Annotated in this window: 19 protein-coding genes and 1 pseudogene; 10 read left to right on the top strand and 10 right to left on the bottom strand. The window is 71.7% G+C overall.

Going from position 1 to position 21492, the window contains the following annotated elements:
• Window positions 1–145: 145 nt before the first annotated feature.
• From ACQPZQ_RS22080 to ACQPZQ_RS22065, 4 genes are all read right to left on the bottom strand, one after another.
• Window positions 146–1414 (bottom strand): hypothetical protein, encoded by a 1269-nt coding sequence (locus tag ACQPZQ_RS22080; RefSeq protein WP_433298825.1) that lies wholly within the window; start codon window positions 1412–1414, stop codon window positions 146–148.
• Window positions 1415–1766: 352 nt separating this feature from the next.
• Complete coding sequence (locus tag ACQPZQ_RS22075) at window positions 1767–3356, bottom strand: SigB/SigF/SigG family RNA polymerase sigma factor (RefSeq protein ID WP_433298823.1); 1590 nt, start codon at window positions 3354–3356, stop codon at window positions 1767–1769.
• 184 nt (window positions 3357–3540) lie between these two features.
• A complete protein-coding gene (locus ACQPZQ_RS22070; protein WP_433298821.1) occupies window positions 3541–4893 on the bottom strand; it encodes a chloride channel protein in 1353 nt (450 codons plus the stop codon).
• Between the two features lie 70 nt (window positions 4894–4963).
• Window positions 4964–5176: a hypothetical protein gene (locus ACQPZQ_RS22065; protein WP_241040764.1), complete on the bottom strand. Its 213-nt coding sequence runs from the start codon at window positions 5174–5176 to the stop codon at window positions 4964–4966.
• A gap of 525 nt (window positions 5177–5701) precedes the next feature.
• Between ACQPZQ_RS22065 and ACQPZQ_RS22060 the strand changes: the two genes are divergently transcribed.
• From ACQPZQ_RS22060 to ACQPZQ_RS22030, 7 genes are all read left to right on the top strand, one after another.
• Window positions 5702–8317, top strand: a complete 2616-nt coding sequence (locus tag ACQPZQ_RS22060) for a LuxR C-terminal-related transcriptional regulator (protein WP_433298819.1) — start codon at window positions 5702–5704, stop codon at window positions 8315–8317.
• On the top strand, window positions 8314–10956 hold the full coding sequence (locus ACQPZQ_RS22055) for a LuxR C-terminal-related transcriptional regulator (RefSeq protein WP_433298817.1): 2643 nt from the start codon (window positions 8314–8316) through the stop codon (window positions 10954–10956). Before ACQPZQ_RS22060 ends, ACQPZQ_RS22055 begins: the two co-directional genes overlap by 4 nt.
• Before the next feature lie 109 nt (window positions 10957–11065).
• A complete protein-coding gene (locus ACQPZQ_RS22050; RefSeq protein ID WP_433298815.1) occupies window positions 11066–11308 on the top strand; it encodes a hypothetical protein in 243 nt (80 codons plus the stop codon).
• Window positions 11309–11402: 94 nt separating this feature from the next.
• Complete coding sequence (locus ACQPZQ_RS22045; RefSeq protein ID WP_433298813.1) at window positions 11403–11906, top strand: DUF1269 domain-containing protein; 504 nt, start codon at window positions 11403–11405, stop codon at window positions 11904–11906.
• A gap of 126 nt (window positions 11907–12032) precedes the next feature.
• Window positions 12033–12551, top strand: a complete 519-nt coding sequence (locus ACQPZQ_RS22040; RefSeq protein WP_433298811.1) for a DUF7144 family membrane protein — start codon at window positions 12033–12035, stop codon at window positions 12549–12551.
• A 76-nt stretch (window positions 12552–12627) separates the two neighbouring features.
• Window positions 12628–12798 carry a hypothetical protein gene (locus ACQPZQ_RS22035; RefSeq protein ID WP_433298810.1) on the top strand — a complete coding sequence of 57 codons (171 nt, stop codon included), beginning with the start codon at window positions 12628–12630 and terminating at the stop codon, window positions 12796–12798.
• An 83-nt stretch (window positions 12799–12881) separates the two neighbouring features.
• On the top strand, window positions 12882–13391 hold the full coding sequence (locus tag ACQPZQ_RS22030) for a potassium channel family protein (RefSeq protein WP_433298808.1): 510 nt from the start codon (window positions 12882–12884) through the stop codon (window positions 13389–13391).
• A gap of 6 nt (window positions 13392–13397) precedes the next feature.
• Here ACQPZQ_RS22030 and ACQPZQ_RS22025 read toward each other — a convergent pair whose 3' ends face one another.
• From ACQPZQ_RS22025 to ACQPZQ_RS22015, 3 genes are all read right to left on the bottom strand, one after another.
• Window positions 13398–14099 (bottom strand): anti-sigma factor family protein, encoded by a 702-nt coding sequence (locus ACQPZQ_RS22025; protein ID WP_433298806.1) that lies wholly within the window; start codon window positions 14097–14099, stop codon window positions 13398–13400.
• Window positions 14099–14647, bottom strand: a complete 549-nt coding sequence (locus ACQPZQ_RS22020; protein WP_241040752.1) for a sigma-70 family RNA polymerase sigma factor — start codon at window positions 14645–14647, stop codon at window positions 14099–14101. Before ACQPZQ_RS22020 ends, ACQPZQ_RS22025 begins: the two co-directional genes overlap by 1 nt.
• A 589-nt stretch (window positions 14648–15236) precedes the next feature.
• A complete protein-coding gene (locus ACQPZQ_RS22015) occupies window positions 15237–16244 on the bottom strand; it encodes a DUF1996 domain-containing protein (RefSeq protein ID WP_433298804.1) in 1008 nt (335 codons plus the stop codon).
• Between the two features lie 395 nt (window positions 16245–16639).
• Between ACQPZQ_RS22015 and ACQPZQ_RS22010 the strand changes: the two genes are divergently transcribed.
• Window positions 16640–17638, top strand: coding sequence for a zinc-binding dehydrogenase (locus ACQPZQ_RS22010; RefSeq protein ID WP_433298802.1), 999 nt, complete (start codon window positions 16640–16642; stop codon window positions 17636–17638).
• Window positions 17639–17689: 51 nt separating this feature from the next.
• On the opposite strand, the gene ACQPZQ_RS22005 is transcribed toward ACQPZQ_RS22010, so the two are convergent.
• Window positions 17690–18430 carry an SDR family oxidoreductase gene (locus ACQPZQ_RS22005; RefSeq protein ID WP_433298800.1) on the bottom strand — a complete coding sequence of 247 codons (741 nt, stop codon included), beginning with the start codon at window positions 18428–18430 and terminating at the stop codon, window positions 17690–17692.
• A gap of 124 nt (window positions 18431–18554) precedes the next feature.
• Here ACQPZQ_RS22005 and ACQPZQ_RS22000 point away from each other — a divergent pair, with 124 nt between their 5' ends.
• Window positions 18555–19283: a TetR/AcrR family transcriptional regulator gene (locus ACQPZQ_RS22000; RefSeq protein ID WP_433298798.1), complete on the top strand. Its 729-nt coding sequence runs from the start codon at window positions 18555–18557 to the stop codon at window positions 19281–19283.
• Between the two features lie 20 nt (window positions 19284–19303).
• Here the strand turns inward: ACQPZQ_RS22000 and hppD are convergent, their stop codons facing one another.
• Window positions 19304–20509, bottom strand: a complete 1206-nt coding sequence (gene hppD / locus ACQPZQ_RS21995; RefSeq protein ID WP_433298796.1) for a 4-hydroxyphenylpyruvate dioxygenase — start codon at window positions 20507–20509, stop codon at window positions 19304–19306.
• Window positions 20510–20630: 121 nt separating this feature from the next.
• Between hppD and ACQPZQ_RS21990 the strand changes: the two genes are divergently transcribed.
• Window positions 20631–21146 carry an Lrp/AsnC family transcriptional regulator gene (locus ACQPZQ_RS21990; protein WP_433298794.1) on the top strand — a complete coding sequence of 172 codons (516 nt, stop codon included), beginning with the start codon at window positions 20631–20633 and terminating at the stop codon, window positions 21144–21146.
• Window positions 21147–21303: 157 nt separating this feature from the next.
• Here the strand turns inward: ACQPZQ_RS21990 and ACQPZQ_RS21985 are convergent.
• Window positions 21304–21420: pseudogene (locus ACQPZQ_RS21985) on the bottom strand (type II toxin-antitoxin system Phd/YefM family antitoxin); the annotation flags it as partial.
• Window positions 21421–21492: the final 72 nt, after the last annotated feature.

Here is a 21492-nt window from a genome sequence, read left to right as displayed (position 1 = left end):
GGGTCATCTGGTTCCAATCTATGAGCTAGGACCGACAGGAAGCGTCGGGTTAATCGCTCGGCGAACCGAGACCGGCGGTTCCAGGGAGCGCCACTGCCGCCCGGTGCGTCCCGCCGACCACTGAGAGCAGACGCAGGGCGCCTGGTCAGCCGCGAGATGCCAGCCGTGAGCCGAGCGTACGGGAGATCGACATCACAGACGTCCGTTCGACCGCTTCGAACCGGATCAGCGGAATCCGGCTACTCCACCCGGTTCTCTTCACCGTGTGCGATTGCGACCTCCGGCGAGGTGCCCACCTGCTCCACGCGACCCGAGGGGATCCTGCCGCCTGCTGCCGCTGCGAGCGAAAAGGAGTGAAGTTCTGCTTCATACCCACTGACGAGTGACGCGCTCCTCGGCGCAGAATGATCGAAATGCCGTCCGGCGCCCGGACGGCGCTGCGCAAAAGGGAGTGCCGCGTGTCCCAGCGGTGGGCCGTCGTCATCGCGACACTGGCGATCTTCGGCTGGGCAGCCGTATCGGTCGGGATGCTGCTGCACCGCCCCGACTCCCCGGTGCGTGCCCGCACCCGTGCCGCTCTGGCGACCGTGACCGCCCTCGTCGGGGTAGGAGCGCTCGTCGTGGTCTGGACACTCACGACATCCCCGCAGCCCGGCCCGCCGGTCGCTGCGCCCCGGCCGGCGAACGAGCCCGCCCCGTCGCGCACCACCGCAGCACCGGCTCCGTCGACCACGCCGGCACCGTCGGCGTTCGCGCCCCCGCCGCCTCCATCGCCTGCGCTCTCGCCGCCGGTGCGCTGGGCCGGCCCCACCGCCGGCCGGGCTCCGAGCGAGCGTCCGCCGCCTCCACCCGCTCCCGCGCCGTCGCAGGCCGGCGCGCTGGTCACCACCCCTGCGGCTGCTCCTGCCCCACCACGCCCGGTCGCACCCCCGCCTGCCGTGGCACGCCCCGAGCGGGACGACCCGCCGGCCGCAGCACCGGCCCCGGAGTACTCACCCGAACCACGACCACGGCCGCACTCGCCCGCCCCGCTGCCGGCCCGTCCATGGCCGCCGCCGGCCCCGCACCACCCGCATTCACCGCACCCGGAGCCTCCACATCCGGGCCCGCCCCGCCCGGCGCCACCGCATCCCGCTCCGCCGCAACCGGCACCTCCGAGCACGTCGACGCGCCCGCCTGCCCCGCCGACACCGCCCTCGACCACCAGGCCTCCGGTCACGACCCCGCCGTCCTCCTCCACCACCCCGGCTCCCCCGACCACCACCTCCGCGGCCCGGCCGACCACGACCCGGCCGACCACGCCACCCACCACGGCACCCACCTCGGCGCCACCCACCTCGGCGCCACCCACCTCGGCCCCACCGACCTCGGCCCCACCCGCCGGCACGACACCGGCCACGACGAGTCCGGTCACCTCACCGTCGCCACCGCACCCCACCCCGCGGCTTCCCCACCTCGACTGACGAGGCCCGGCGACCCGAACCACCACGCCCCGGCGGGTCCGTACCGCGACGGCGGGACGCGTTCAGCGGGTCGAGCGCGTTGCTCAGCGCATCAGCGACAGCACGCGCGGCCTCCTCCTCGGTCGCTTGTGACCCCGTCGCCTCGAGTGCCGCCTATTCGGAGATGGTCGCGGGGGTATGGCGACGGCATCGCTCGGAGCGTTGACGGCGTCGGCCGGTACGCGGCCGGGGTACATCCGGGCGATCAGGGCCTGGCGGTCATCGCAGGTCACGGGCTCGGAGCCGGGAAGCCGGGCCGGCGCCTCAGGTCCCTTCGACCAGCTGACGACGCAGCTGCGCCAAGGTCGAGCCCAGCAACCTCGAGACGTGCATCTGGGAGATCCCCGTGCGCTTTGCGATCTCGGTCTGGGTCATGTTGCCGTAGAACCGCAGCAGGACGATCTTGCGGCGGCGCTCCGGCAGCCTGTCGAGCAGGGGCGTGAGGGACTCGCGGTTGTCGACGAGGTCCAGCTCCGGATCGACGTCACCGACCGTGTCGGCGATGGGGGTGGCGTCGCTGCCCCCGTCGTCGTTGTGCCGCGTCTCGTCAAGGGAGGACGGGCGGGTCTCGTAGGCGGCCTGCAGCGCCTGGATCACCGACTCCAGGCTGACCCCCAGGTGGAGTGCGAGCTCCCTCGGCGTCGCGGCGCGTCCCATCTTCTGGCTCATCTCGTCGGCGACCTGGTACACCCGGACCTGCAGCTCCCTGATCGGGCGCGGCACCCGGATCGTGGAGGTGCGGTCCCGATAGTGACGTTGCACCTCGCCGTTGATCGTGGGAATCGCGAACGAGAGGAAGTCGACACCGCGCGCGGGATCGAACCGATCGACGGCGTTGATCAGCCCGATCGTCGCGACCTGCTCGAGGTCGTCCAGGTTCTCGCCCCGGTACTGATACCTGCGGGCGACGTTGCGCGCCACCGGCAGGTATCCCTTGATCAGCTCGGTCCGCAGCATCTGCTGCCGCGGATCGTCAGCGGGGAGCCGTACCCGCTCGGTGAACAGGGGCGCCAAGCGCGCGTAGTCGTCGTCACGGCGTCTCGGGTCCCGGGCGCCCCCTTCCACCGTCCGCTGCAGGGGAATCGCCGGTGTGAGCGCCTCCGCCACCGAGCCGTATGGCTCCAGGACCGCGGAGGCCCCGGTGACGCCGAGAATCCGCCGCACAACCGAGGGGCCGCCTGCGAGCCGGAACGAGACACCGTCCGCGTCGGCTCTGAGCTGTGCCTGGCAGAGGACCGCGACTCCCGCAGCGCTCATGAACCGGACACGGTCGAGATCCACGACGATCGACCGGGACCCCACACGGCCGGCGTCCGCCAGCGCGGCGGTGACGACGTCGTCCAGCAGGTCGACCGTGGCGAGGTCGAGGTCGCCGTCGGGCCGCAGCACGAGCACTCCGCGACGCGGCTCGTCCACGCCGACCGTCAGAGCGTTCCCCTGCCGGATCGCCCGCGGCTCGCCCTCGGACACCGCGACGCATTCGGGAAGCTCCGCCCAACCGCCCAGCACGGCGGCCAGATCACCGACCGCGGCACCCGGGACGACGTGGAGCCTCGTGCGCTCCGTGCAGGCCTGCCGGGCGGCCCGCGCCAGGGCCTCGAGACCACCGCAGTCGAAGAACGCGACGCCGCGGAGATCGACGACGAGCCGATCGGCTCCCACTGCGAGCCCGACGGACAGCGCCGCCGAGAACTGCGCCGCAGTGGACAGATCCACCTCGCCCTGGATCAGCAGACGCGTCTCCCGCCCGCGCCGCCCGACCGCCACCTCCAGCGGAGGCCGCGCATTCGACTTCGGTGTGGGCGCAGCGGCTCCATCGGCAGGCGACGCGGCGGAGGACAAGCCAGATGACATGGCAATGGCCCTTCCGGTCGGCACACGGTAGTGGTTGGCCCACTGCCGGACCGTACGAGGTCAGTCTACGGCCGGTCCTCCTCGCCGAGCCTCGTCCCGGACGCCGGAGAGGGCGATGCCGGACCCTGCACGGGAACGTCGCAGCTCGCGGGATCAGAGATCCACGGCGTAACGGTGATCACGGTCACTGCTGTTCCCGCGGTTCCGGGGCTTGCGGCCTGCTCGCATCGGTGGCCCGCGGTCCCGCTGCCTTCGTGGCCTGCTCCTCGTGCGTATCCGTGGTCGAGCCCTTCGACATAGCGGTGATCGTGAGCCACGCGGCCACGGCGGCGAGGATGGCAGGCGGCACGGCGTCATGGCCGCCGATGCCGACGAAGAGCGCGCCGAACAGCGCCGGGGAGAACAGCAGCCGCGTCGCGGCGGCCATACCGGCGGCCGCTCCGATCGCCACGGCGACGGTCGGTGACCGGTCGAACAGCAGTGCCGGGATCATCGCCGCGGCGATGCCGATGAAGATCGGCGGGAACACGGGTCCACCTCGGAAGCCACACCCCAGGCAGATGGCGTAGCCGATCGCCTTCGCGACCATGAGGATCACCAGTATCGGCACGGAGGTCGCCACGGCCAACGCCGGCAAGGAGGCCTGGCCGGAGAAGAGCACGTCCTGCGAGTCACCGCCGAGGGCACGGACGATCATGGCCAGCGCGCCCACACACAGCGCACCGATGAACAACGGGACCGCGATCCTCCCCTCCGATCGTGCCGCGACTCCCAGCGCCAGCCGGCGAGACGCTCCCACCACGACCGCGACCGCCACGCCCACGACGACGGCGATCACGAGATCCACGATGTAGGTCTCCTGGTAGGCGGGGAGGCCGGGCACCGAGAGCACCGTGGCCCCCAGCCCACCCCAGTTCCCCAGCCCGACGAAGATGAGGTAGCCGATAGCGGCCGCCACCAGGCCGGGCAGCAGCGCAGGGATCAAAGCCGCACCTGCCGCGATGCCGACCTCGACCAGGAGGAAGCTCGCGACGAGCGGGCCACCGAAGAGCGCCGAGACCGCCGAGAACGCACCCGCCATCGTGAGCAGCTGGGCCTGTTTCGGGTTCAAGCGAGCCAGCCCGGCCACCACCGCCCCGACGGCAGAGCCCAGGGCGATGAGGGGCGCCTCCGGGCCGAGCACGGCCCCGAAGACGAGCGTGCCGAACGCCGCGAGTGCAACGCTCGGCACGGCCCGCAGGGGCTGGCCCGCAATGCTCAACCCCTGGAGCGGCGGGTGCCCGCCGTCGCCCGGAAGCAGCTTCCGGGCCGCCACCACCAGCGCGGCGCCCACGAGCGGCAGTCCCATCACCAGGTACCACGGCGGCGACGACGCCCCGAGCGCGGCGGGCAGCTCGTTCCAGAGAACGTGCTCGACGGTGTGGACCAGCGCCAGGAACCCCGCCGCGACCAGCACGGCCGGCACGCCGACCAGCGCTCCGAGCACCACGAGCCGCAGGTATTGGCGAGAGCTGGGGAGCGCCATGTCCGTCGTCATCGTCGCGTTTCCCCTCGCCGGGCCCCTGCCGTGGCCCCTTCGTCGTGCCAGGTCGTGCGCCCGGGGACGCTCACGGCGGCGCCTGCGGCACGGGACGCGCCGAGACGACGGTGAGACCGAGTGCCCGCAGTTGCGCCACGATGCCGTGCAGGTGCGACTCGTCGATCACCGTGCCGGAGATGACCGTCTGCGCCGGGACCTCCTCGATCCGCATGTCGCAGAAGGCGTCGCGGCCCCATTCCGGTAGCAGGCCGTCCACCCGGAACTCGTAGTCCATGGACATCGCGCGGCGCTCTCTCGGTCGGTGCTCCCGGTCGGAGCTCTCACTGTCGGCACGCGGGACCCGCAAGGGTGGGCCGCGCGGCAGTGTCGAAGTGTCGATGTGCGAAGGCTCCGGTGGACCACCCGACGGGGGTGACTGTCGCCGCCGATGCACCCGGCACCACGCTTCCTCGCCTTTCCGGCGTCCGGAACCATGCTTCGTCGCCGGGTATCCCCACCATTCGCAAACCGGTTTCGGTTGCACCGTCACTCACTCGGCCGCAGCATTCTCCGAACGGCAGACACCGAGTCGACGTGGTGTTTGCGCGCGCGGTGACAGCGCTGGTCCCCCCGTTCCCGGTAACGGGTTCGCCGGCCGGTCGTGGCTGGTCCGCGGGCTGGACGGCCGGTGTTCGCGCTCTTAAAGTGACGCCACCAATCGCGTCCCGGTCCCCGACGCGCCGGCAGGGCTTCCCGCCCCCGCGCGTAATGGCGGAAACCCTCCGGATCCGTCACCGCCCCCGATCACGGGCGGAAGGGGGGTGTGATGGTCCACGTGCCGCGGTGCAAGACCACGCCCCCGGTGCCGCCGCCGGAATTCGTGGCGCGTCCGGCGCTCTCCGACATCCTCCAGCGCGGCCTCGAACGCCCGCTCACTCTGGTGTGCGCCCCGCCCGGTTACGGCAAGACGCTGGTGCTCGCGGACTGGGTCCGGAACAGCGAGGTGCCCAGCGCCTGGCTCGCGCTCGACGAGAAGGATGACGACCCGCGCAGGCTCTGGGGCGGTGTGCTCGCCGCGCTGCGCTGCTGCCCTGCCGTCCCCCCGTCGAGCCGGTTGTGCCTGCTGGCTCCCTCCCGCACGACCGTCGGGCTGGACTTCCTCGACGATCTCCTCGACGGCCTCGACACCCTGCCCGTACCCGTCCAGCTCGTCCTCGACGGCACTCACCACCTGCGCGCACCGGAGGCCCGGCACGGGCTGCAGGCGCTCGCGCGCGCCACCCGCAGCGGGCTGCGGCTGGTGCTCGCGGGCCGGGTGGATCCTGCGCTCCCGGTGGCCCGTCTCCGGCTGGAGGAGCGGCTGTGCGAGCTACGGGCGGAGCAGCTGAGGTTCTCCCCCGACGAGGCCGCGGCGCTGCTCGCGCGATGCGGGCTGCGCCTGACGCCGGCGCAGGCCGAGCTGCTGCACGCGCGTACCGGTGGGTGGGCGACGGGCCTGCAGCTCGCCGCACTCGCGCTGCGCGGGCATCCCGATCCCGACGCGTTCCTCGCCGAGTTCTCCGGGGACGCGCAGCCGGTGGCCGAGTACCTGGTCGGCGAGGTGCTGTCGCAGATCCCGGAGGACGAGCGGGAGCTGCTGCGCCGGACGAGCATCTGCGACGTCCTGCCGGCCGAGCTCGCCATCGAGCTGTCCGGGCGGGACGACGCCCCCGCCGTCCTCGATCGTCTCGAGCGGGACACGGGTCTCGTCGTCCGGACGGGCGGCCAGGGGGCGGATCGGAACGGCGGATACCGCACCCAGGAACTGCTGCGCTCCTACCTGCTCGCCGACCTGGAGCGGTGCACTCCGGGCGCGCGGGTCCGGCTGCACGGCCGCGCCGCCGAGTGGTCGGCGGATCACGGCAGGCCGTCGGTGGCCCTCCGGCACGCCGTGGACGCCGGTGACGCCGGTCGCATCGCCCGCCTGCTGCAGCACTCGGCCGCGGAGCTGGCGGCACGCGGGGAGCACACAGTGCTGCGCCACGCGCTCGATGCGGCGGGTACCCCGGCCGAGGGCTCCGGCGCGGACCCGCGGGCGGCGCTGGTCGGCGCTCTGCTGCACCTCGGACACGGCAATCGCGTTGCCGCCCGAGCCGCTCTGCGTCGTTCACGGAAGCCGCCCGACGACGGTGACCAGGTCGCCGCCGACCTGACGGTCATCCACCGCGCGGCGGAGCGGCTCGCCGGGATCGGCTCCGTGCCCTCGCCGGAGGAGCCCACGCCGGGCGATCCCGTTCTGGCGGCGTGGACGCTCGCCGGCCGGGCGGTCGCGTACCTCGCCACCGGAGCGGTCCTGGCCGGACAGGCGGAGCTGGAGGCGTCGCTGCAGCTCGCCCGGGACCAGCGCCTGCATCTGCTCGAGGTGCACTGCCTCACCCTCATCGGGGTGTCGGCGTGGGTACTGGGCGACCTGCCGGCCGCCGAGGCCGCCGCCACCGAGGCCGTCGACAGCGAAGCGGCAGCCGGGCACGGGGACTGCTCGGCGTGGGCCACGGCGGCACAGGCGGTGCGTGCGCACGCTGCAGTGCTGCGGGCCCGTCCCACCGTCGCCCTGCAGGCCACCGCCGACGGCCTACGTGCGGCTCCCGACGACATCGACCCGGTGGTCCGGTTCGCGATGCGCACCGCACGGGGCGCGGCGCTCGCCGACACCGGCGACCGGACCGCGGGATTGATGGAGCTGCAGCACGCCCGGACCGAGCTCGGGGAAGACCCGGTCCCGCCCCCGCTCGCCGCGGCTGCCGCGGTCCTCGAACACCGTGCCGCACTCCTGCTCGGCCACGCGACGGCCGCCCTCACCACCGCGGGCTGGTTGGCGGCCCACAGCCCCGCGTGCGGGGAGCTCGCCGTCATGCGCGCCTGGTCGGAGGCGGCATCGGGAACGGGCGCTGCCGCACCGGACGTGCTGCGGAGCGCGGTCGAGCCGGTGCTGGACGGGCGGATCCCGTCCCTGCTTCCGTACACGATCGTCGAGGCGTGGCTGGTCGTGGCTCGGGCGGCGATCGCCACGGACGAACGGCCCGCCGCCCGGCACGCGGTCCAGACGGCGCTGGAGCTCGCCGAGCCGCAGGACGCGCTGCGCCCCTTCGCCCTGGTCGGCCCCGAGCTGCGCGCGGTACTCGTCGACCAGCTCGGCGGGACGGAGGACCGCGACGCCTTCGCCGTGCGCGCGCTCGCCGCGGGCCGCGACACCGCACCACACCCCGCGGCCGAACTGAGCGCACGTGAGCGCGAGGTGCTGGCCCGGCTGCCGTCCCTGCACAACCTCGACGAGATCGCCGACGATCTCGACGTCTCGCTCAACACCATCAAGAGCCACGTCCGCGCGATCTACGGCAAGCTCGGCGTGAGCAGCCGCCGTACCGCGGTCCTCACCGCCCACGAACAGGGCCTGCTCACGTGATCGGGCACTCGCCGACCGGCACGACCCGAGGCGCCCGCGGCCATGCGGCGCGGATCCCGGGCGGCAAGACCACGGTGCCCGAACTGCCGGCCGAGTTCGTGCCCCGGCCCGCGCTGCTCGACCGGCTCGACGCAGCCGGCGCCGCGCAGCTGGTCGTGGTGAGCGCCCCCGCCGGCTACGGCAAGACGCTCCTGCTCGCCGACTGGGTCCGCAGCCGGGCGCTTCCCGACACCGCCTGGGTGTCGGTCGACGCCGACGACGACGATCCGGGCCGTTTCTGGTCGGCCGTGCTCACCGCGCTCGCCGCCCTCCCATCGGTGCCTACGGCCGTACGACACGCGGTCCAGGGCAGCGGTCCCGGCCACGACGTCCCGGACGGCGGCGTGCTCGACTGGCTGGGCGAGGCCCTCGACGTCGTCGACCCGCCGGTCCGGCTGGTGCTCGACGACCTGCAGGAGCTCACCGCGCCACGGCCGCTGCGCGAACTCTCCCGGCTCGTCGCCCGCCGCCCCGCGGGCCTTCGCCTGGTGCTGTCGAGCCGGGTGGACCCGCCGCTCGCGCTGCCACGGCTCCGGCGGGAGGGGCGGCTGCACGAGATCCGCGCCGAGCAGCTGCGGTTCGACGTGACGGACACGGTGACGCTGTTGCAGAGTGCCGGCCTGGACCTCGATCCGGTCGAGGTGGCGCTCCTGCACGCGCGCACCGACGGCTGGGTGGCCGCACTGCGGCTCGCGGCCCTGGCACTGCGGCGCAGCGAGGATCCCGCGGCGTTCCTGCTGCAGTTCTCCGGCGACGAGCGATCCATCGCCGACTACCTGACCGGCGAGATCCTCTCCGGCCTCGCCGACGACGCACAGGACTTCCTGCGCGCGGTCAGCGTGTGCTCCGTGTTGCCGACCCCGCTGGCCGTCGCGCTGTCGGACCGGCCGGACGCCGGGCGCCTGCTCGACGAGATGGGGCGGGAGACGGCGCTCGTGGAGCGGGCGGGGCCGGGTGAGCACCGCATACACGCCCTGCTCCGGTCGTACCTGCGCGCGAGCCTGCATCGGCACCGGCCCGGCCTGCACCAACGGCTGCAGACGGTGGCGGCCTGCTGGTGGGCGGAACGCGGCGAACACGTCCACGCGCTCCGCCACGCGGAACGCGCAGGCGACGAGAAGCAGCTCGCCCAGTTGCTCCGCTCCGCGGTGCCGTTGCTCGCGAGCGCCGACCTGACGCCGCTGCGCCGCGCGCTGACCGCCGTCGGCCCGACGGCCCGGGCAGCCGACCCATGGCTCGCCCTGGTCTCGGCGATCGCCCACCTCGAGGAGCGCGCGTTCGCGGCGGCCGCCGTCGATCTGCAGCACGCGCGGCTGACCTGGCCCGCAACGGCCGATCGCGAGCTCGAGGTCCTGCGCAGCACCGCCGAGCTGCTCGCGCCCGGCATCCCCACCCATGACGTGCCCGAGCCACCCGTGGCCGGCGACGGGTCGCCCGACGTCCGGCCGGAGCTCACAGCACTGCTGCACCTCAGCCGCGCTGCGGCCGAGCTGTCCCCGGACGGCCACGGGGACCTCGACGTCGCGGTCGCCGAGCTGGCGGAGTGCACGATCCTCGCGACGACCCACGACCTGGGCCGGGTCGAGGTGCAGAGCAGCACACTCGCCGCGGCCGTGGCGGCGCTCCGGCGCGACCACCGCGGCATGGTGGCCGCAGCCGGGAAGGCTGCCGCGGCGGCGCTGCGCCACAACCTCCACCCGTCCCGCTGGTCCGCCTGCGCCACGGGGATGCTCGCCTACGCCGACCTGCTCGAGGGCGACCCTGCCGGGGCACGGGCCCGTGCCGAGACCGCCCTCGCGGCATCGGACCCGATCACGCCGGAGGCCGCGTACGCATTGCGCACCGTGCGCGGCGCCGCCCTCGCCGACGAGGGCGAACGCGACCGCGGAGCCGCCGAGATGCGGGCGGCACGGCGTGAGCTGGGCGGCGCACCGGCACCGCGGGTGCTCCGCGCCGCGCTGGGCGTCCTCGAGCACCGGACAGCGTTGCTGCAGGGCAACACCCCGGCCGCCGCTGAGATCCAGCACTGGCTCGAATCCCGTATCGGCCCGACCGGCGAGGTGCTGCTGCTGCAGGCCTGGACGGAAGTGATCACCGGCCGCTACGAGATCGCACGGGCCACCGTCGACCCGGTGCGCGCCTGCGCCGTGCCCGTTCTGCTCCCTCACACCCTGCTCGAGATCCACCTGCTCGACGTCGAGTCGGCGCTGGAGAGCGGCGACGACGCCGAGGCCCACGGGGCACTCGATGCGGCACTGGCCGAGGCGGGCACGATCGGGGTCGTCCGGCCGTTCGCCCTCGCCGGGCCACGGACCCGCCAGTTGCTGGCCGACCGCGGCAGGCCCACCGGATCACCGGAGCTCGAAGCGCGGCTCGCCACGCTGGCGGTGCGCGCCGAACCGGCCGCTGTGCTCAGCGAACGCGAGCTCGTGGTGCTCGCGCTGCTGCCGTCGCTGCGCGGCGCCGGCGAGATCGCCTCCGAGCTGACCGTCTCGGTGAACACCGTCAAGAGCCACATCCGATCGATCTACGCCAAGCTCGGCGTTTCCACCCGGCGGGAGGCGGTGCAGCGGGCGTCCGAGCGCGGGCTTCTGCCCTGACGGGGAATCACCTGTGCCGGGGGAGGACGCGGCGCACGAACGGGACGATCGTTGTCGCTGTTCGGCTCTCGCCGGTGTGTCGGCCGGCGCGAGTGGGAGGAGGCCTGCCGTGCCGGGACGACGCTACGAGTTCCGCCTGGCGGGGCGGTTGTCGGAGCGCGCACGGGACGCCTTCGCCGGGATGGACGTGGTGGAGGTGCCGGCGCAGACCGTCCTCACCGGCACGGTCGACGACGCGGAGATGCACTCCGTGCTGGCACTGATCCAGTCACTCGGCCTGCAGGTGGTGTCGATGCAGCGGCTCGACGCCAACCGGGAGGACGAGGCCCGGGACGTCGAGCGGCCGGGATAGCGCCCGCGTGGTCCTTCACCCCGGCGGGGTGATGCCCGCGCGGTCCGCGGTCCGCAGAGTCGCCGCGACCGATCGCTCACGAGGAGGGCCCCACATGGCGACGCTGACGGTGTGGAAGTTCGACACGGCGGACGGTGCGCAGAACGCGCTCACCACACTCGAACGGCTGCAGAAGCAGGAGCTGATCCGCGTGGTGGACGCGGCGGTGGTGACCTGGCCCGCCGATCGGAAGAAGCCACGGACGCAGCAGTTGCACAACCTCACCGGCGCGGGCGCGCTCGGCGGGAGCTTCTGGGGTCTGTTGTTCGGCCTCATCTTCTTCGTGCCGCTGCTCGGCCTTGCCGTCGGTGCCGCCGTGGGGGCGTTGGCCGGTTCCCTCACCGACGTGGGCATCGACGACGACTTCATCAAGAAGGTGCGCGACAAGGTCACTCCCGGAACGTCCGCCCTGTTCGCGATGACCCAGGACGCCGTCACGGACCGTGTCGTCGACGCCTTCCGTGGCACCCGTGCCGAGCTCATCAGCACGAACCTGTCGGCCGACCAGGAGGCGAAGCTCCGGGAGGCCTTCTCCGAGACGGACCCCGAGAAGGTCTGATTCAGGCCCCGCCCACCGCCGTGGGCGAACGCGCCGCGGGTAGCCCGGCTCACCCCTCACGGATGAGGGGTGAGCCCTGCGGGCGAGACACGATCCCACCGAAACGCACGCCGAGGAGGAGTTTCGATGTCCACATCGCCTGAAGCCACTCCCACCAGCTCGACCGGCAGCGGCACGCCCGGCAGCGGGACCGGCAGCGGCACGGCCGGCACCGGCCCCACCGACACGACGAGCGGTTACGACAACACGACCGGTGCCGGAACGTCGCCCTGGAAGACCGGTCTTCTCGTCTTCGCCGGCACGATCATGATCGTCGGGGGCATCTTCCAGTTCCTGGCCGGGCTCGTGGCGCTGTTCCGCAACGAGGTCTACGTCGTCGGCCTGAACTACGTCTACTCCTTCGATGTCACGACCTGGGGCTGGATCCACCTGATCGTCGGCATCGTCGTCGCCCTCGCCGGTGCCGCGGTGCTCACCGGACAGATCTGGGGCCGCGTCGTCGGTGTCGGGCTGGCCGTGATCAGCATGCTGACGAACTTCATGTTCATCCCGTACTACCCGCTCTGGTCCCTCCTGATCATCGCTCTCGACGTCTTCGTGATCTGGGCGCTGTGCTCGGCCGACCGCAAGGCCCTCGCCATCTGATGCGCCGGTACCGGCACCCGGCCGCCGTCGACGCTGCCGGCATCGAGGTCCACCTCGCCGTCCCTCTGGAGGAGTGATGGTCGTCGAGTTCCTCCTGGCAGCGCTGCTGCCGCCGTCGATCATCGCGGGGGTGCTCGCGCTGGAACGGGTCGAGGAGCGTCTCGGCGGCCGGCCCGGCCGGGACGCCGGAGGGTCATCCGACACGACGCCCTCCTCCATCGGGCCCGCGACAACGCGCACGGACTGAGCCGCCCGGGACGGGCCGTGCCGAACGGGAGTGACAGGCCGAGCGGGAGTGACAGGAAGCATCGGTACCGCCGCGCTGTCGCGGTGAGCCTGCTCCGGTCGTTCCTGATGACGACGTTCCTGGTCGCCGTCTATTATCTCGCTCCGCTGCGGATGACACTCGACCTGCGCACCTGGCTCCGCTTCGCGCTCGTGCTCCTGCTGCTCGCCGTGCTCGCCGTTCGGCAGGTGCAGGCCGTGCTCAGGTCCGAGACCCCGCGGGTGCGCGCGATCGAGGCCGCCGCAACCGGGCTACCGATCTTCATTCTCCTGTTCGCCACGATCTACCTGGTGATCGCGAACAACCAGCCCGGCAGTTTCTCCGAGACGCTGGGCCGCACCGACGCGCTCTACTTCACGGTCACCGTCTTCACGACGGTCGGGTTCGGGGACATCGTGCCGCGCACCGAGGTCGCCCGGATCGTCACGACCCTCCAGATGGTCATGGGGCTGATCCTGGTCGGGCTCGTTGCCCGGATGCTGCTGAGTGCCGTGCAGGTGGCGGTACGCCGGCGCGAGCGGGGTGGCCCGGACGCCACGCCGCCCTCCGAGTGACCGGCGTCAGACGTCGGCCGCGACGAGCGGGCTCCCGTTGGTGCTCTCCACGACGACCATCGACACCTTGGCGGGGTCCATCAGCGCCGCGCCGTCCAGCGTGACTCCCTTGCTCGCGGCCTTTGCCGACACGAGCCAGCCTCCGGCCGTCTCCCGGTCGCCGTTCCGGCCGATCACGACCAGGTGGCACGCCTGACCCGCCGGAATTCCGCTCACGGCCGCGTTGAGTCGCACCCACCCGGGCGCCGGGACGAGGCGCACAGTCAAGCGGGCCCCTGTGCCCGGGTCCTGCGCGGTGACGAAGCGGGTGCCGGGCCTCATGGGAGTCGGGGACGGCACCGCGGACGCCATCTGCTGAGAGTCCGCCGTGGTCCAGCCGACGAGCACGCCGACGCACAACGCGACGGCCACGACGACCGCCGCCGCGGCAGCGGCCCACTTCGTGCGGCGGGCGGTCGTGCCCGTCTCCTCGGTCCGTACCTCGCGCAGCGTCCGCTGCAGCAGCAGATCCGCGTCGTCGGGTGGCCCGTCCAGCATCGCTTCCATCGGGACCGAGGCGAGGAGCAGCTGCACCTCGCGGAGCGACTGCACCTCCTCCCGGCAGCCGGGACACCGGGCGAGGTGCTCCTCGACGACGCGAACCTGATCCGGATCGAGCTCGCCGATCACGTAGCCGTCGATGTCAGCGTGATTGTCCGACAACCTCATCAGGCCGCTCCTTCCATGCCCGTCGGGCGCTTCGGGAAGAGGTCGCGAAGCGCCCGCAGCGCGTAGTAGGAGCGCGACTTCACCGTGCCGCTCGGGATGCCGAGTACCTCGGCCGTCTCCCCCACGGTCCGACCCTGCAGGTACATCTGCACGAGAACGTCGCGGTGTTCGCTGGACAGGCGCTCCAGCGCGTCGAGCACGACGATGTGGTCCACCACCTGCTCCGCGTGGTCACGTTCGACCGGCACGGTGTTCTGGGTCTCCGCGACCTCGGGTGGCCGTGCGTTCCGCGCGCGGGCCCGGTCGATGACGATGTTGCGGATCACGGTGAGGAGCCAGCCCCGCACCGACCCTTTGCTGTTGATCAGGCTGTCCGGGCTGCGCCACGCCCGCAGCATCGCTTCCTGCACGACGTCCTCCGCGGCAGCACGGTCGTTCGTCAGCCGCGTGGCGTAACCGAGCATGGCTTTCCCGTGCTCGTTGAACAACGAGCGGATGAGCGCCTCGTCCGCCATGTTCCGGCGGTCACGGGCTTTCGGCCCCGCCATCCCCCCACCACCTTCCCCCGCGATGCGGTCCCCTCGAGTCGTGCCTGAACGCGGCGCGGCGACGGCAGGCCACACGGCTTGCCGGCCGGCCTGTCGATCACGAACACCCACTTCGCCGCACGCCGAGCACCCAGCGGCACACGGGATGCGACTCCACCCAACGAGGCCCCGGCCTCTGGACGCGCCTGTGGAACGGAAGGGCTCCCCCGATCACCCCTGCGAGCACAGGACGTCCCCCGAAGGCGGTGGAACGAGCGCATCCACCTGCTCCGCCGCCCGGCCGGCAGCCGCCGATGCGGGCATGACGACAGGCGCGATCACGGGCAGCACCGCTCGGTGCGAGCGGCAGCCGAGTCACGGACGCCTTCATCGTTTCATCGCCCTTCGCGCATTGGCCCGATGCGAGCGGACGGGGAGCTGTGGAGCGCATCGCCTGAGATGACGGGCGCCGCAGCGAAATGGTTCACCGTCTTTCCGCGGTGACTGCGTCTACCGGCCGGTGACACCGCCACAGGAGCCCTCTCCGCGCTACTCGAACGGGACATGTCGGGCGTATTCCGGCGATTTCCCCAGATGTCGGTGGCAACACTCACGCCGTGCACTGCTGTCCGGAGTTGATGCACGAGACCACCCTGTCCATCAAAGAGTCGGGCATCACATCGATGTAGTCGCCGTGATCGCTGATGGGGCTGTGCTGTTCCTCCGGGAAACTGTCGATCGTGTAGTTGGAGCCCGGCGTGACCGTGTAGGCGATCTCCATGTGCAACTGGGGCACGGGGAACGTGTCGGACGGGCACGCACCGGCCGCGTCCGGGAACTGCAGATGCGCCCGGTGGTTCGGGCTGTCGGTCGTGCGCCCGTTCCAGCAGTTCGGGAAGTCGAAGATGCGAACCACCTGCTGGCCCAGCGGGCAGCGGGGGTACTGCTGCCGCGTGATGCGGTCCCTGGTTCCCGAACAGGTCCACTGCACGTGCTCGGAGTTGACACCGCCCTGACTGAACCCGTGGGGGTTGCCGGTGCTCGCTCGCAGGAACTCCGGCATCGGCACCACGGAGCTCACTGGGCTGCCGCGGTACTCCAGCAGCACCGAGTCCGGCACGAGGATGCGGCCCATGTTGTGGTCGGCCGAGTTGTCCAACCTGGCGGCATTGTCCGGACCGGGCTCGCGCAGCACCGGCCAGTAGTACGTCGACTTGTCGTCGTCGGGACAGGTCGTCGCCGCCGCGGCCAGGCTCTGGTCCGTGGACAACGCATTGGTGGAGACATTGCCTACATAGTCGTGGAAATGATGTGCTCCGCCGACGATTCCGGGGTCGGCGACCACGTTGTCCGAGTTGTGGATCCCCTGCATGTTGCGCCCGCAGTCGATACGCCAGGTGCCCGTCGAACCGCCCACCTGCACCGTAGGCGCGGGCGGCGCGACGGGAACCTGGGCGATGTCGACGTAGTCGGCGGGCGGAGCACCGGCGTCATCCATTCCGCCGGAATCGCCCGATGCGCTGCAGGCGGCCAGGGCAGCCACCGCCACGAAAACCACAAAGATGTGGATGAAGCTCCCGGACGATGAACTCCATGCCTCGATTCCCCGCACACTCATATTGTCGCAGAGTCACCGAGCCACAGTCCGCGCGCACTCTCGGTCACCAATTGACCCACAACATCCACGCCGATCATGGACATTTATGGCCGCCGGTCGCGGCCGCGCGTCACGTTCCGTCCGAGAAATTCACCCGTATCTCACCGATTCCGGCAAAGTTCCCGGCGTAGGCGCCCGACGGCAGCGTCCCGGGCTGCACGCGGGTGAAGCAACCCGTGATCACGCGCCCGCGTCGACGGCGGGACCGCCGCCACCTCGCCGACATCCCCGGGCCGGAGCCGCCCGCCCCGCCTCGGCCGGGCAGAGCGGACGACGTCCGGCAGGATCATGCGAACGAGATGTCGGCCCGATGTCGCGCCGACCGTCATCGCACGACCAACGAGACAGGTGATCGCATGCTCGCCGGCAGACTCGACGTGGCGACCCGGACCTTCGGGATCGATGAGCTGGCGGTACCCGACCCAGGGCCCGGCCAGGTGCGGATCGCAGTGAAGGCGGCCGGGGTCTGCCTCTCCGACGTCCACCTCATCGACGGCATGCTCAACCCGGCCCACCTCACCGGCGACTCGGTGACGCTCGGACACGAGGTGTCCGGCGTCATCGACGCGCTCGGCCCGGGGGTGACCGGCTGGCAGCCCGGTCAGCGGGTGCTGCTGCTCGCCGGCGAGCTGGACGCCGCCGGACGGGTTCTGACCAGGGGCGTCGACTACGACGGCGGGTGGGCCGAGTACACCCTCGCGTCGCAGACGACCCTCGTCGCCATTCCCGACGATCTGCCGTTCGAGCAGGCCGCGATCATCCCCGACGCCGTGTCCACGCCGTGGGCCGCCGTGACCGCGACGGCCGCGACCAGACCGGCGCAGGCCGTGGGGGTCTGGGGCACCGGTGGTCTCGGCGCTCACGCCGTCCAACTGCTCCGCATGATCGGAGCGGCGCCGATCATCGCCATCGACCCGTTACCTGCCGCCCGCGACCGCGCCCTCGAGTTCGGCGCCGACCTCGCCCTCGATCCGGACGACCCGGCCCTCGCGAAGCGCGTGTTCGCGGAGTCCGGAGGCCTCGCCGTCGCGTTCGACTTCGCCGGAGTGCCCGCGGTCCGCGAGCAGGCGGTCGGATGTCTGGCGCCTCAGGGCAAACTCGTCCTCGTCGGGCTCACGGACCAGCCCCTGACGATCACCGGCGGCACCCGCTTCAGCTACCTCCAGCAGCAGGTCCTCGGGCACTACGGCTCGCTCGCCGTGCACATCGAGGAGCTCGTCGCCCTCATCCGCCGACGGCGGCTCGATTTCTCCCGCTCGATCAGCGGCGTGCTCCCCCTCGCTAGCGCCGCTGACGCCATCGACCGGCTGGCCCACAAGAAGGGCAACCCGATCCGCCTGATCCTGCGGCCCTGATCTCTCGTCCGGATCAGGGCCGCAGGATCAGGGCCGCAGTCGGCGCTGTCGTCAGATCACCCCGCCGTTCACGTAGATCGTCTGACCGTTGATCCAGCGGGCGGGGCCGGCGAGGGAGGAGATGACCTCGGCGATGTCGGCCGGCATGCCCAGCCGCTCGATGGGGTTGGCCTTGGCCGCCCGGTCGATCGTCTCCTGGTCCTTGCCCTCGAAGTACAGGTCCGACGCGATCGGACCCGGAGCCACCGCGTTGACGGTGATGTTCCGCCCGCGAAGCTCCCTGGCCAGGATGAGACTGACCGCGTCGACGGCGCCCTTGCTGGCGGCGTAGGCCGCGTACGTCGGCAGGGCGAGCTTTGTGACCGTCGTCGAGAAGTTGATGATCGCGCCGCCGCTGCGCACCCGGCGGGCCGCCTGCTGGTTCACCACGAACGTGCCACGGATGTTGGTGCGGTGCATCCGGTCCAACGCGTCGAGGTCGAACTCGGCCAGCGGGCCGAGAAGCATGATGCCTGCGGCGTTGACGACGACGTCGACGCCACCGAACTCCTGTTCCGCCACGTCGAACGCGGCAGCGACGGCGTGCTCGTCGGCGACGTCCGCCTGCACGGCCACTGCCCGCGCGCCGGTGGCGATGATTCCGGTGACCGTCTCCTCGGCCGCTTCCTTGTTGCCGGCGTACACCGCGACCACGGCCATGCCGTCTGCGGCCAGCCGCTCGGCGGTCGCACGGCCGATGCCACGCGTTCCGCCCGTGACGATCGCGACGCGACGTGGGACCGAAGTGGTCATCTCTGTTACTCCTGTCGTGCAGAACCTTGGCTAACGCTTGAACGTTATCATTGTTACCGTAGCTTCGGTAATAAGCTAGTGTTAGCACTGCCAACACTCAGGAGTGGAGCGGTAACTTCGCCACATGTCCGTCGAAACCGACATCTCAGCTGCGCCCACCACGCGCGATCGGATCCTGCGGGCCGCGGCGGCCCTGCTCGAACGCGAGGGCCGCGACGCGGTGTCGACGCGCGCGGTGGGCACGGCCGCGGGTGTCCAGGCGCCCACGCTCTACCGCCTCTTCGGCGACAAGGCCGGCCTCCTCCAGGCGGTCGCCGCCTTCGGGTTCGAGTCCTACCTCGTGCAGAAGCACGGTCTCGACGAGTCCGACGATCCGGTGGCCGACCTACGGCGTGGCTGGGACATGCACGTCCAGTTCGGGCTGTCCCGTCCGGCGTTCTACACGCTCATGTACGCCGACTCCGCCCCCTGCCCCGCCGCACGGGAGGCGGAGGCCGTGCTGCTGCGCATGGTCTCCCGGGTCGCCGTGGCCGGTCGGCTCCGCTACAGCGTCGACCGGGCCGCCCGGCTCATCCACGGCACCGCCATGGGCCTGGTCCTCTCGCTCATCGCCACGCCCGAGGACGACCGGGACCTCGAACTGCTGACCATCGCGCGGGAGAACGTGCTGCGCGAGATCACCGTCGATGGCGTGCCGGACTCCCGGGCCGCGTCCGAACCCGGCGACGCCACCCGCACCCGGGCCGTCGCCCTCAAGGCAGCGCTGCGCTCCGAGCCCACGGCGGCTCTCAGCGCGGCGGAGCAGGCCCTGCTCGGCGAGTGGCTCGACCGGATCGCCGACGGAGCCGGCTGACCCACCGGGGCCCCGACGGCTCAGAAGTTGCCGCGACGGGCCTGTTCGCGCTCGATCGCCTCGAACAGCGCCTGGAAGTTGCCCTTGCCGAATCCGAGCGACCCGTGCCGCTCAATGAGCTCGAAGAACACCGTGGGCCGGTCACCGAGGGGCTTCGTGAAGATCTGCAGCAGGTAACCGTCCTCATCGCGGTCGACGAGGACGCCGCGCGACTGCAGTTCCTCGATCGGCACCCGCACCTCGCCGATGCGCGCCCTCAGCGCGGGGTCGGTGTAGTACGAGTCCGGCGTCGACAGGAACTCGACGCCCTTGGCCCGCAGCACGTCCACCGTGGTCAGGATGTCGTTCGTCGCCAGGGCGAGGTGCTGGGCGCCGGGCCCGCCGTAGAACTCGAGGTACTCGTCGATCTGCGAGCGCTTCTTCCCGGCCGCGGGCTCGTTGAGCGGGAACTTCACGCGGTGGTTGCCGCTCGCCACCACCTTGCTCATCAGGGCGGAGTACTCCGTCGCGATGTCGTCGCCCACGAACTCGGCCATGTTCGTGAAACCCATGACGCGGTTGTAGAACTCCACCCACCGATCCATGCGACCCAGCTCGACGTTGCCGACCACGTGATCGAGCGCCTGGAAGAGACGCTTCGGCTCGCCCGCCGGCTTGACGTAGCCGGAGCGGCGGGCGACGTAACCCGGCAGGTACGGGCCGGTGTAGCGGGACCGGTCGACCAGGCTGTGACGGGTCTCGCCGTAGGTGGCGATCGCAGCGATCCGCACCGTGCCGTGCTCGTCGGTGACGTCGTGCGGCTCCTGCAGCACCTGCGCACCCTCGCGGCGGGCGTGGGCGATGCAGCGGTCGACGTCGGGCACCTCGAGTGCGACGTCGACGATGCCGTCACCGTGGCGACGGTGGTGGTCGTGCAGCGGACTCGAGGGGTCCACCCCGCCCATGAGGACGAAGCGGACCGCCCCGGAACGCAGCACGTAGGCGTGATGGTCGCGGTTGCCCGTCTCGGGACCGGAGTACGCGACGAGCTCCATGCCGAAGACGAGCTGGTAGTACAGCGCCGCCTGCGTGGCGTTGCCGACCGCCCACACCACCGCGTCCCAGCCGGTGACCGGGAAGGGATCGCCCTCCGGGTCGTACTCGACCAGCCCCACGAGCTGGCGCAGCTGCTGCAGGTCCAGCTCGGCCGATCGCTCCTGGTCGGTGAGGGTGTGCTCAACGGTCATGGCCGCATGACACCGCGGCTGCCCGTTCTGAGCAAGAGCGGGGGATCCAAGTGGCAGGAGTGCCAGATGGGCGAGATCATTCGGTCATCTGCTGTGCATATCGACCAGATGAGGCAGGACGATGACAGCACCGCTCACGCTCGACGCCCTCGACGTCGACCTGCTCCGCGCGCTGCGTGACAGCCCGCGCGCGGGGGTCCTGGAGCTGGCGCGGACGCTGGGCGTCGCACGTGGCACGGTGGCGGCCCGGCTCGAGCGCCTGGAACGCGGCGGTGTGATCACCGGGTACGGCCCCGACATCGACGTGGTCGCCGCCGGATATCCCGTGCAGGCGTTCGTCACCCTGGAGATCGCGCAGGGCGCCCTCGACGACGTCGCCGCCGAGCTCACAGCGCTGCCGGCGGTGCTGGAGGCGTACGCGACGACCGGCACGTCCGACGTGCTGTGCCGGCTCGCGGCGTCGTCCCACGAGGACCTGCAGGACACGTTGCTGCAGCTCAACCATTCGCCCACGGTGTCCCGCTCGACGAGCGTGGTGGTGCTGTCGGTGGTGGTGGCGCCCCGCACGCTGCAACTGCTCGAGAACCGCCCCCGCACGGCCCCACGACGAGCCCCGGCATACCGCGCCACACCGTGAGTGAGCACGGCCGGCCTCGTCACTCGGTGGCCGGGAGGATCGCCACGTCGTACGCGGTGACGGCCTTGTCGGCCGTCACGATGGTGAGCCCCTCCACACGGGCCTGGGCCACGAGCATGCGATCGAACGGATCCCCGCGATGCTGGTATCGGGCTGGCACGAGCCGCGCGACGGGGCGTCCGTTCCGGGCGATGACGATCTCCTCACCCGCCTCGACGCTGCTCCAGCAACCGCGACAGATGGGCCTTCGCCTCGTAGACGTCGACCTGCTCATTGACCAGCACATGATGGCTGGCCAGGCCTGGTCAGGACCTCATGACTCTCCATCCGGCGCGTCCGGCTCGGG

The organism is Pseudonocardia sp. CA-142604 (genome assembly GCF_050948475.1).
Taxonomy (GTDB): Bacteria; Actinomycetota; Actinomycetes; order Mycobacteriales; family Pseudonocardiaceae; genus Pseudonocardia; species Pseudonocardia alaniniphila.
This window is presented reverse-complemented; position numbering and strand designations above follow the sequence as displayed.